This window comes from Agitococcus lubricus (genome assembly GCF_003051055.1).
Classification (GTDB): Bacteria; Pseudomonadota; Gammaproteobacteria; order Pseudomonadales; family Moraxellaceae; genus Agitococcus; species Agitococcus lubricus.
On record NZ_QAON01000035.1, the window covers coordinates 1 to 9,856 of the forward strand.

General features: G+C 42.2%; 7 protein-coding genes. 3 read left to right on the plus strand and 4 right to left on the minus strand.

Annotated elements, in window-relative coordinates; translation table 11 throughout:
• The first annotated feature begins 102 nt into the window (after positions 1-102).
• Complete coding sequence (locus tag C8N29_RS15925) at positions 103-267, plus strand: JAB domain-containing protein (RefSeq protein ID WP_476726624.1); 165 nt, start codon at positions 103-105, stop codon at positions 265-267.
• Positions 268-651: 384 nt separating this feature from the next.
• Here C8N29_RS15925 and C8N29_RS15930 read toward each other — a convergent pair whose 3' ends face one another.
• Positions 652-936: a YiaA/YiaB family inner membrane protein gene (locus tag C8N29_RS15930; protein ID WP_107867060.1), complete on the minus strand. Its 285-nt coding sequence runs from the start codon at positions 934-936 to the stop codon at positions 652-654.
• Between the two features lie 176 nt (positions 937-1,112).
• On the opposite strand from C8N29_RS15930, the gene C8N29_RS15935 reads away from it, so the two are divergent.
• Together C8N29_RS15935 and C8N29_RS15940 are read left to right on the plus strand one after the other, a co-directional pair.
• Positions 1,113-2,648 (plus strand): sigma-54-dependent transcriptional regulator, encoded by a 1,536-nt coding sequence (locus tag C8N29_RS15935; RefSeq protein ID WP_107867061.1) that lies wholly within the window; start codon positions 1,113-1,115, stop codon positions 2,646-2,648.
• A gap of 2 nt (positions 2,649-2,650) precedes the next feature.
• Complete coding sequence (locus C8N29_RS15940; RefSeq protein ID WP_107867062.1) at positions 2,651-3,148, plus strand: hypothetical protein; 498 nt, start codon at positions 2,651-2,653, stop codon at positions 3,146-3,148.
• On the opposite strand, the gene C8N29_RS15945 is transcribed toward C8N29_RS15940, so the two are convergent.
• The 3 genes from C8N29_RS15945 to C8N29_RS15955 all read right to left on the minus strand — a co-directional run bounded on the left by C8N29_RS15945 (position 3,145) and on the right by C8N29_RS15955 (position 9,342).
• On the minus strand, positions 3,145-5,508 hold the full coding sequence (locus tag C8N29_RS15945; RefSeq protein WP_107867063.1) for a hybrid sensor histidine kinase/response regulator: 2,364 nt from the start codon (positions 5,506-5,508) through the stop codon (positions 3,145-3,147). The genes C8N29_RS15940 and C8N29_RS15945 overlap by 4 nt on opposite strands.
• A 237-nt stretch (positions 5,509-5,745) precedes the next feature.
• Positions 5,746-7,173, minus strand: a complete 1,428-nt coding sequence (locus tag C8N29_RS15950; protein WP_107867064.1) for an HlyD family type I secretion periplasmic adaptor subunit — start codon at positions 7,171-7,173, stop codon at positions 5,746-5,748.
• Positions 7,174-7,185: 12 nt separating this feature from the next.
• Positions 7,186-9,342, minus strand: a complete 2,157-nt coding sequence (locus tag C8N29_RS15955; protein WP_275656214.1) for a type I secretion system permease/ATPase — start codon at positions 9,340-9,342, stop codon at positions 7,186-7,188.
• Between the last annotated feature and the right edge of the window lie 514 nt (positions 9,343-9,856).

The window sequence follows — 9,856 nt, forward strand, 5'->3', positions numbered from 1 at the left end:
GAACAAGGCGAATGGCGGGAGACCGCCAAAGCAAAAGCTGGCTCTAGTGGCCTAAACCTCTACTTTTAACTTCGGTTAAAAAGGGGATGATTACCACTGATTCTGAGTCATAACCACCCTAGCGGTATCGCAGAGCCAAGTAGTGCAGATCGACTAATTACGGATCGACTAAAGGCAGCGTTAGCACTCGTTGATATACGAGTGCTTGACCATATCATCATTGGTGCAAGCGAGCATGTGTCATTTGCAGAGCGTGGGTTGATATAGATAACTAATCAAGCTTTAAGGAGGTATGCGACAATGATATAGTCATTTCAACAGCGTTTTAATGTTACGTAGGCGTTAGCCAATGAAACAGATATTGTGGACTTAATCCTGCCTTAAATGTGATGCAGTCTTATTTGAAGTGTTTTTCTGTTTTAAAAGCCATTAATAAACAGTTAGTTATGTATAGCTCAGTGAGTGTCGAACTCATGAGCCACACTGGGCGAAGGCTGGATTGCTGTTAAGCAACGAGTTTTGCACCACGAAATGGTTTTGCTGACGTTGGCCGAAACCAAAGCCAGTCCAGCGGAAGGCATTTGTTATAGGGGCTTGAAATAATTTCTATATAAAATTCAAGGAATTAACATTTTTTATCCCGAACTCAGGTTAATTATTGTTAATCTCAAATTCCTTTAACATTTTTTCTGTCTTTGCATTACTGATTTTATAAATCAATTTTTGCGCTTCATGTTGGTCACGTAAGGTTTTGGCTAAGGTAAATGTTGAACCCACAGTAAATAACATGCCCATCAATAAATACCCTTTCACCCACATATCGGCAGGCATCAAAAAAATACCCCCACCCAATGCACCTATCGCAGCCACAAAACAGGCTTTGACAAAAAATACCCAAGAGGCGGAGTCTTGTTGAATACCTTGTTCGTTATACATGATGTTATCCTCGGTATGTATTTTGGAGATATATTCTACAAACCAAGATTCATGCCAATTTAGTCATTATTTTTAGATATAAATATCAACAACTTATAAAAAAACAAAAATTGAGTAGATAAAAAACTATTTCTTATATACATTTTTTATTTTATAACCAACAAAAAAAGTCGATTATGGACAGCCTTTTTAGCCCCGAACAATTGCCTATCGTACAAGCCTTAGCCAATCTTGGTTTTACCAATCCATTTGGTACAGAACGCATTAAATTGGAAAAAATTGTACTTGGCCATCAATACACCCCTGCTTTTCAGGTGTGGGTGATTACGCCAACGCATCAGGGTTTTAGCCCTAACTTGACGGCTTTAGCACAAAGTGCAGAACAGCATATGGCGAGTGCACAACAACGCCTCAAAAAAGGCTATCAGCCTCAGGAAACGGAATGGCAATTATATGGCGAACTTGCGCTATATACCTTGTATTACCGTTATGAAAGCGAATTTTATAAGATTTTAACCAGTGACCATTTAAGTCGTGTGGTCATGCCTTTCTACCGACACTTTGCCGAGCATTGGCATAGCCTAATTGGCAAAAGTCCGCTGTCACAAGCCGAACATTGGTCTGCTGCACATATGTTTGCGCTTTTTTTTCAAATTCGACGGGCATTTCATTTTATTTTTCGCGCGATTCTAGGGACATCTCAACCTGCGGCACAATTACGCATGGCGGTTTGGCAATCCATTTTTGGTCACGATGTCCGTCGTTACCATCGTGCCTTATATTTGCGCATGCACGAAGTCTCAACATTGATTTTGGGCGAGTCAGGGACAGGCAAAGAATTGGTCGCTTCTGCCATTGGGTTAGCGCGTTACATTCCGTTTAATCCTAAAACACAGCGTTTTGAGGGCGATTATTTAGCCGATTTTCAGGCTGTTCATTTAGCTGCGTTGCCTTTAACCTTACTCGAAAGCGAACTATTTGGTCATCGTAAAGGCTCATTCACGGGTGCAACCAGTGACCGTGCGGGCTATTTAGAAACTCAACATCACGGCCAAAGTGTATTTTTAGATGAAGTTGGCGAACTCCCTGCCGAAGTTCAGGTCAAACTATTACGCGTTTTACAAAATCGTCGTTTTCAACGCTTAGGCGACAATCAAAGCCGAGAGTTTTATGGCAAAATCATTTCAGCGACTCACCGAGACTTAGCCGCTGATATTGAAAAAGGCTTATTTCGTGCCGATTTATATTACCGCTTATGTTCTGATATTATCCGTACCCCCTCATTAGCAGTACAACTGGCAGACAATGCTGATGAATTGGCACATTTAGTCACATTGGTCACTGCAAAAATCGTCAGTAGTGATATTGCTAATGAAGTGGCAGCAGAAGCTCAACAGTGGATAAGTCAGCATCTGTCACACTATCGATGGCATGGCAATATGCGTGAACTGGAGCAATGTGTACGCAGTATCTTAATTCATGGTTATTACTATCCAGCACAAAGCCATCAAAGGATGTCACCCATACAACAATTTACGGATAAGATTGCGCAAGCACAGCTCAACTATCAAGAACTGACCAGTCAATATTATGCCTTAGTCTATCAAAAAACGGGCAGTTACGAGGCGGCGGGACAATTACTTGGTACCAATTGGCGTACCGTCAAAACGCATATCGATACTACGTTTTTACAGAAATTACAGAGTCCTTAATTATGTTTGTCTTTGGTAGCCCTGAGAGTATTTATCAATCTTTTTATGCCATTTTTGCTATTAGCAGTGTCATTACCCTGTTGATGTGCTTAATTGTCTACAAATCCTTTGGCCTAAATAAGTGGGCTACCTTATTTGCAGGCTTATTATTATTGAGTGCGAGTTTAACGTTTAGCAGTTTTAATCTGAGTACCATATTTTATCGTTTAGATACCCAAGGGCAAATGCTGCATTTAGACTTTGCGTTTCCTTATAACTATCAACAACAGCGTGCATTCACCGAGTTTCGCTATGTAGACGCCATCACGCCAGACCCCAAAATTGCACGTTGTCACGTGGTATTAGAAGATAGGCAAGGTTTATTAGTACAAAGTCTAGACTTAGCCCCGTCACACTGTCAGTCCATACGCAACAAACTGAAAACTTTATTAAATCTGAGCGACCGCCCCGTCAAAAAATCAAAATTCAGTCCACCACCGTTGCCTGATACTGTTCGCTAAGCATTGTTATTAGGCGCTAAGAATCGCGCGAGGGTTTCCGCCAATTGCGTCAATAAAATCGGTTTGCTTAAGAACTCATTCATACCCGCATCTAAACATAAGCGTTTATAATGTGGTAAGGCATGTGCAGTCAGGGCAATCACAGGAATAGCGTGTCTATCTACGTGATGCTCCCATTGACGTATTTTTTCGACGGTATGTAGTCCATTGAGAACGGGCATTTCATAGTCCATCAAAATCAAATCGACTTCATGATGAAAACTCATCACATACTCTAAGGCCTCTTGACCATTGTTTTTGATAATCACGACACAGCCTAAGCGCTGCAACATGGTTTTAATGACAATTTGATTAATATGGCTATCTTCTGCAACCAAAATTCGTTTACCGACCAAATTTGTTGGTTGTTGTTGGAGAGCTAAGTGCTCTGTGCCCTTGCCATCCGCAATAATAAACGGCAATTCACAATAAAAGGTGGACCCCCTACCCAATTGACTGGTCAACGAAATCGAGCCAGACATGAGTTCAACCAGTTGTTTACAAATGGCTAATCCTAATCCGCTACCACCATAATTATGGGCAATTTGTGAATTAGCCTGACTAAAGGCGTCAAATAATTTGTCTTGTTGTTCAGGTGCAATACCAATCCCTGTATCGTGCACTAAAAACGCTAAGCGACATTCAGTAGCACTAAGATACAACACGTTGACCTCTAAACGTACCTTGCCTTGATGCGTAAATTTTAAGGCATTACCCAGTAAATTGACCAAAATTTGTCTTAAACGTAACGAGTCTCCTTCGACATAGTCGGGTAAATTATCAGGCAAATCAAACGTCAATACTAAATTTTTGGCTTCTGCCATGGGCAAAAAGACCGCTAAACTCTCTTTAATAAGCAAGGACAACTGAAAACTTTCTCGTGCCAACGCTAAACGTTCAGCATCCATGCGTGAAAAATCGAGTACATCATTGATTAAATCTAATAACTGTTTGCCTGAGCTATACAATAAATCCACATGCTGACGCTGATTGTCACTCAGCGTAGAGTCTTGCAATAATTGTGTAATGCCCAATACGGCATTCATCGGTGTCCGTATTTCGTGGCTCATGCGTGCTAAAAACTCACTTTTTGCAGCACTTTCCGCTTTAGCAACACGACTTTCTTGCTCTCTCAAGGCGTTTTCTTGCTTGAGTAGATTCATTTCTTGCGCTAAACCAATTGCCAACAATATTTGTTGGAGCGCAAAACTACTCTGCATGGCAGCGATGGCATGCGTAATATTGCCATAACCTACATAGTTCATCAGTACGGTATATACCGTTGCTATCAACAAACAGCTCCATGCCCAGACAAATAAACGGGCATTTAATAGACCATCGCGTAATCGTATAAAACCTGCATAAAAAGACAGAATAATCAATGCAAATGTCCATAACGGCGCAATACGTGCTGCCAGCCAAACAGGACATAGCAACATGATAAACATCATGCCCAAGGTCACGACAATAAAGAGCTGATAAATAAAGTCTAAACGAGGTCGCGCCGATAATTGCAAATAATATCTGGCAAAAAATGACCCCGTTAATGCCATGAATAAAATAGACGCATAAAAACCCTGATTATTCCATTCGGTGGCCATTGGCCAATACCGAAATAACAAACCGTGTAACCACGTAAAATAAATTAAACTGCTCGCGAGATAACTCGCATACAACAGATGATTACGCTCACGGGTTAATGCCCATACCGCAAGGGTATAAAATAAAAGACCGACACTAATGCCATAAAACAAGCCAATGATTAACTGATAATCCTGCTGTGTTTGCCAAAAGGCATACTGATTGACGAGGCGTATCGGTACGGCAAATGGGCTGGTTGTTTGTATGCGTAAATAATAATGCTGGACTGCGTGTGCAGGAATGGTGAGCGCAAAGGTCGGATGTTGGGTTGTGATTTGTCGCGAATGATAGGGCACTCTATCCCCAACACGATACTGAGCCAATAAATGCAGGTCATCTAAGACAAATAGCTGAACATCATCTAATAAGCTAAAAGGGATATCGACAAACCACTGTTGTTTATAGGTTTGCTGATTGGTCATTGACCAACGAAACCAACACGGAGATTGGCGATAAGCCAAGGCAATATTTGCTTGTTGAACAGGCAAAAAAGTGTGTTGTTGTAGTTCTGCTAGTGAGAGTTCATCTCCATTTTCTTGGCAAAAATAACTTAAATATGGGACTAAGTCATAACGCGCTTGCTCAGGTTGTAACTCTAAGGCATAGACAACACGCAGCAATACACCACACCACAATAAACCACTTGCTAATAAGGTGAGTATATGGCGAATTTTGCTCATCTGCGCCAGCCTATTATGCGTTTATTGGTATGGTTATATTTGCTCGCGTCGCCTGATTATTTCATGAACAAGTCCTTGAAGCGCATATCAGTCTTATAACAGCCGACTACTGCTTTATATCATAGACCAACAGGACTATCGTGGCACGACCAAGGCAACGTGACATCACGCATAGGCGACTTGTCGACCGTCACTGACATAACGTATCACTGAAGGTCGACTAAATGCATGCGTGGTTTAACGCTCACGCAAACTTTCGTTTTTATACTGCAATAGCGGTTTTAAGAAATATTCAATGACACGGCGCGTCCCTGTTTTAATTTCTACCGTCACTGCCATACCTGCGGATAAATTGACTTGTTTGCCTTCAACCATCATCGTGTTATGAGCCATCTTAAGTTTAGCCGCATAAATCAGACCACGTTTTTCATCATTTATTGCATCGTTAGACACACTCGTCAACACGCCGTGTATGACACCATATTTGGTATAGGGGAAAGTCTGAATTTTTATCTCAGCTTCTTGACCAGCATTCACAAAACCAATGTCTTGGTTTTCAACAAATGCCTCGACTTCCAGCGTATTATCTTTAGGCACAATCACCATCAAAGGTTGTGCTTCGGTTACAACCCCCCCCACGGTTCTGACGGCTAATTGCTGAACAGTCCCATCCACAGGAGCAACTAGGCGTGTTAACTCATTACGTGATTGCGCTTTAATCAACTCCTGACTTAATGCAGAAACCCGTTGAGTTCCTTCATTTAAGCTATCCAAATGAATACGGGCAATCTCTGCACTTAACGCGCGTTTTTGCTCTTGTACGGCGGCAAGCGCCGCACTATTTTCTTTTAATCGACTGCGACTGGTGGCCAATTCACCTTCTTGGTCAATCCGTTGTTGCTCACGCTGCAAATAGGCATCTTTGGGCACATTGTCGTCCTCTGCTAAGCGCTTAAAGTTGTCAGCCCGTTGTTGCGAAATTGGCAAACTACGTTCTAGTTTTTTAATCACTTCTTGCAACGAACGCTGTTCGGCTTCTTTACGGGTAATATCAGCATCTAATAGCGCCAAACGTCCTTTGTATTCGGCATATTGTCCTGCCAGTAATTGTTGAGCCTCCACAAATTGCAACTCAGTCACCGACTCAGGACGTTGTAAGATAGGCGATTTCTTCTGCTCTAAAGCCGCTAACATCGCTTGCGCGCGCGCAACTTGCAGTTTAGAAACCGCTAAATCATTACTAATTCGGTCTTGATCTGCCTGAGCGGTTGTCCCATCTAACTCAATCAACACATCGCCTGCTTTCACCTGCTGACCATCAATGACATGTATCGCTTTAATGGTCGAAATCTCGAAAGGCTGAATGACCTTGCTACCCTCGTTGGGTACTGTTTTACCCTGTGCGGTCGCCACAATGTCAATTTTGCCAAAACAAGCCCACAAAATCGCGATGGCACTAAAGGCGATTAACAACCACATGGCGACACGCGGTGCGGGCGAGACAGGCGACTCCTGTAAGGCTAAGGCAGCGGGTAAAAACTGCGCCTCATGGGGTAATAAATGTTTGCTATCATTTTCGTGACGATGCTGCCAAGCATGACTAAATATTTGTTTATAACGTCCCCACAAATCTGCCCATGCTTGTAAATGTGTTTTAATACTCATGATGCCATCCTTTTAGCTTTGCTGCATTTGATGTAAATGCGCATACAGTCCTTTAGGACGCGCAATCAAGTCGGCATGCGAACCTTGCTCCACAATTTGCCCTTTATCCAAGACAATAATACGATTAGCATCACGCACAGCCGATAAACGATGCGCAATGATAATCACTGTCCGACCACGACAAATGGCTTTCATATTATTTTGAATAATACGCTCTGACTCATAATCTAAGGCACTGGTGGCCTCATCAAAAATCAAAATACGGGGATTCGTAATCAGTGCACGCGCAATGGCAATCCGCTGACGTTGCCCCCCCGAGAGAGAGGAGCCATGCTCACCGACAATCGTATCGTAACCTTCGGGTAACTCACTAATAAACTCATGTGCCCCTGCTAATTTGGCGGCTTGCATGACCAAAGGTAAAGGCGCACCTGGGTCAGCTAAAGCAATGTTGTCACGAATACTTCGATTAAATAAAATATTCTCTTGCAACACCACACCAATTTGTCGACGTAAAGAGGAGGCATCCGCCAAGGCGATATCCATGCCATCAACCAACACTCTACCCCGTTCAGGAATATATAAACGCTGAACTAATTTCGTCAGGGTACTTTTACCCGAACCAGAACGCCCGACAATACCCACGACTTCGCCCGCATTGATACCTAAGGTCATATTACGAATGACTTCGGCAGTATCGGGACGGTAACGAAACACAACTTGGTCTAATTGAATTTGACCACGAATCTGAGGTAAAGAAGTTTTACTTGATGCCACTTCAGTACGCGTATTGAGAATATCCCCCAAACGTTGAATCGAAATACCTGTCTGCTGAAAGTCAGTCCAGAGCTGTGCCAAACGCATGACAGGCCCTGTCACTTGGCCAGATAACATATTAAAGGCAATTAATTGTCCCACCGACAAATCACCATTAATCACTAACTTCGCGCCAAAATATAAGGTTGCAACCGTGACTAATTTACTGATAAGGGTAATACCACTATTGGCGAACGTCGCTATCGTTGCCGTCTTAAAACCTGAAGACACATAAGCCGCTAATTGATTATCCCATTTACGCGTCCAATGTGGCTCTACAGCCATCGCTTTAACGGTATCAATCCCACTGATGGTTTCCACCAAAAAAGATTGATTTTCTGCACCACGATTAAATTTCTCATGTAAACGGGCACGTAATATCGGCGTAAAGAGCAAAGAAACAACGAAATAACAAGGCAGCGATAACAAGACGATGAGTGTCAACGTCTTACTATAAAAAAACATCACCGCAATAAAGACAACAGAAAACACCAAATCCAACACTAAGGTGATTGCATTACCTGTCAAAAAACTGCGAATATTTTCTAATTCACGAACACGAGCAACCGAATCACCGACCCGACGTGCCTGAAAATACGCGAGGGGTAGATTTAATAAATGACGGAATAACTTCGCCCCTAGCTCCACATCAATACGACTCGTCGTATGTGAGAAGACATAACTCCGTAACGTGGTTAATGCAATCTCAAAAATTACGACCACAATCAAACCAAAACCAATCACATCTAAGGTCGTAAACCCCTTATGTACCAGTACTTTATCCATCACTACTTGGAAAAATAATGGTGTCACCAAGGCAAAAAACTGTAAAACAAAAGAAACAATTAAAATTTCGACCAATAATTTGCGATATTTTACAATCGCTGGCACAAACCAACTAAAATCAAACTTTGCTAACTCACCTGCCAAAGACGCACGCGAGGTGAATAAAACTAATGCCCCTGCCCAGCGCGCTTCAAAATCTTCTTTACTAATAATTTCTGGCCGTTCAACTAACGGGTCATGAATCAGTATTTTGTCGCCATCCACGCGAGCCACAATAAAATACTTGCCATCTTTTGCAGTTGCGATGGCAGGTAAAGGTGTTGTTGCTAAGCGTTCACTTTTAGGCGAGACCTGTTTAGCCGTTAAGCCTAATTTTTTTGCTGCTAATAATATGTCGGTTAGCGCAAATGGTTTACCAGACTCTTTAAATTCATGTGCGATTTGTTGCGGGTCAACAGCAACCGCGTGAAAACGCGCTAGCATCACGAGACACGCAAGTCCCGTATCAATAGCAGGCGGCAACGGAGATGATGCCGTCGTTGGATGGATAGGTTCAGATGAGGACACGAATATAACTTCCACTTATATGTCAGATTTAAGCCTGCACAGGTTAATACAAAACGCTATCTAGCGTCCGTCCCGAACCTGTGTGTTGCTAATCCTTCATTTTTAATTGCTTTAATGAAATTTCCCTGAATACCAATAATGGTTATCGCTACGCTAATCTGTAACTTGCCTCATAATCAAATAGATGATGATGAAAAATTTTTGCAATAGGTATAATGACTATCACATTATTTTCATGGTGCTTATTTCTGACGAGACATTTATGACGATATTTTAGCGCTTGCGTAGGGTAAATACTTCGTGAATGTCCTGCAAGTGCTTAATATAGAAGAGACTACTCATTCGATAAAATGTATGTAGTCGCGTATGAGCGGCTCTTAGAGATTGAAGACTGAAATTAATTTCTTGACTATCAAGAAAAATAAAAAAGCCCTTCATGAGAAGGGCTTTTTTTGATTGGGGTCTGGCGATGACCTACTCTCACATGGCGAATGCCACACTACCATTGGCGCAC